The organism is Aquabacterium sp. (genome assembly GCF_030652515.1).
Classification (GTDB): domain Bacteria; phylum Pseudomonadota; class Gammaproteobacteria; order Burkholderiales; family Burkholderiaceae_C; genus Aquabacterium.
The window spans coordinates 1-1,858 of sequence record NZ_JAUSAR010000212.1 but is presented as its reverse complement, the minus strand read 5'-3'; the positions used below and the strand labels follow the sequence as shown (position 1 = coordinate 1,858).

1 protein-coding gene is annotated in these 1,858 nt (G+C 58.3%); it reads left to right on the top strand.

The genetic code is table 11. The features are described from left to right. The first annotated feature begins 309 nt into the window (after positions 1-309). On the top strand, positions 310-1,713 hold the full coding sequence (locus Q7V20_RS23260) for an IS5 family transposase (RefSeq protein WP_304796402.1): 1,404 nt from the start codon (positions 310-312) through the stop codon (positions 1,711-1,713). Positions 1,714-1,858: the final 145 nt, after the last annotated feature.

The following is a 1,858-nucleotide window of genomic DNA, read 5'->3' as shown; positions in this document are numbered from 1 at the left end:
CATTTGATACATTTCCAGGTTGTCGTTACCAGACCAGTTCGCACCCCAACTTCGGTGATCGTGGCAAAGATCGAAATAAACGCGAAAGCACCCCCCAGATCGATTGGCGTAAAAACATGATGCGATACTGCTTAATCTGATATCGCTGCCTTACTTGATTATTTGTAAAGCATAATCAGAGTCAGTAGTCGGCGATGAAAAAGGCGGAAAGCCCAAAATTACCTAATAAAACCGGTGCAAAATCGCTGCCGAGGGGTATACTTGTTTTGCCGTAAAACAAATCGATCCCCGCAGAAAGCCGGCAAACTGATGAAACCCCGCCCCAGCAGCAACACCGATCTCCAGGGCGACCTGTTCAAGGTCGAGTTGGAAACCATCATCAATCCCGACCACGAACTGGCGCGACTGGCCGGCCAGATCGACTGGACCTTCTTCGAGCGCGAACTCGGCGAGCATTTCTGCGAGCACAACGGCGCTCCGGCCAAACCGGTGCGCCTGATGGTGGGCCTGCATTTCATTAAGCATACATTCAATCTCTCGGACGAACAGACGGTGCTGCGCTGGGTCGAGAACCCTTACTGGCAGCACTTCTGCGGCGAGAAATTCTTCGAGCACACGCTACCCATCGACTCCTCCTCGATGACGCGCTGGCGCAAGCTGATCGGGGAAAAAGGGGCCGAGGGGCTGTTGGCCGAATCCATCGCCACGGGCCTCAAAACCGGGGCGCTCAAGCCGGCCAGCCTGGACAAGGTCAACGTGGACACCACGGTGCAGGAGAAGGCGGTGACCTTCCCCACCGACGCCCGCCTCTACTACAAAATGCGCGAGAAGCTGGTGCGTCTGGCCGAGCACAGTCAAATCAAACTGCGCCAGAGCTACCGGCGCGTGGCCCGCAAGGCGCTGATCATGGTGGGCCGTTACGGGCGGGTCCGGCGTAAGAAACTTCTGCTGCGCGAGACGCGGCGGCTCAAGGGCTACCTGCGCAAGGTGACGACGGACGTGATGCGCAAGATCGGTGACAATCAAGGGCTGCAAACGATTTTTTTCAATACGCTACTGGACGCGGTGCGGCTGCTGGAGCAGAAAAACATTCCGGGGTGTCGCAAGCTCTACAGCGTCCACGCCCCCGAGGTCGAATGCATCGACAAGGGCAAGGCGCACAAGAAATATGAGTTCGGCTGCAAGGTCAGCCTGGTGGCCACGAGCAAAGAGGGGTTCGTGATCGGGGCGCAGGCGCTGCACGGCAATCCCTACGACGGTCACACGCTCTCCGGCGCGCTGCGGCAGGCCGGCGAGCTGAGCGGAGGGGAACTCAAAGGTGATGTGTTCGTCGATCTGGGCTACCGGAAACACGATTACGAAGGCGCGGCCACGGTGAACATCGTCGGGCGCGATCTGAAGGGGATACCCAAGGCGCTGGGGCGCTGGATGAAGCGACGAGCGGCGATCGAGCCGACCATCGGACACATGAAGAACGATGGTCGGCTGGGACGGAACTTCCTCTTGGGCAAGCTGGGCGACAAACTGAACGCGCTGCTGTGCGCCTGCGGCCACAACCTGCGGCTGATGCTGCGGCGGATGCGGCTGGAGAGGAGGCGAGGGCTTGTTTTTGTGTTTTTGTGCTGGCTGTGGTGCCGCCTGGTGGGTCTGGCAGGGCGCTCGAAGGACTCCGCCAGGTGCCCGCGGCGCGAAATATTGATAGCCGCATCATGATAGATGGGGACTAAAACACTTTTTCAGCGCCGGCTAGTTAAGAGTGCTGGCGCAAGAATGTAGCGCCCCATAGTTAAATAGCTCGATAGGAAACGATCGAGACACACCGGTGAAGTGGGCTCCATAATTTGGAACCGGGAAGGCA

Excerpts from the sequence above, each read along its gene's own strand:
- Q7V20_RS23260 (WP_304796402.1), top strand. The coding sequence starts at position 310 with ATGAAACCCCGCCCCAGCAGCAACACCGATCTCCAGGGCGACCTGTTC.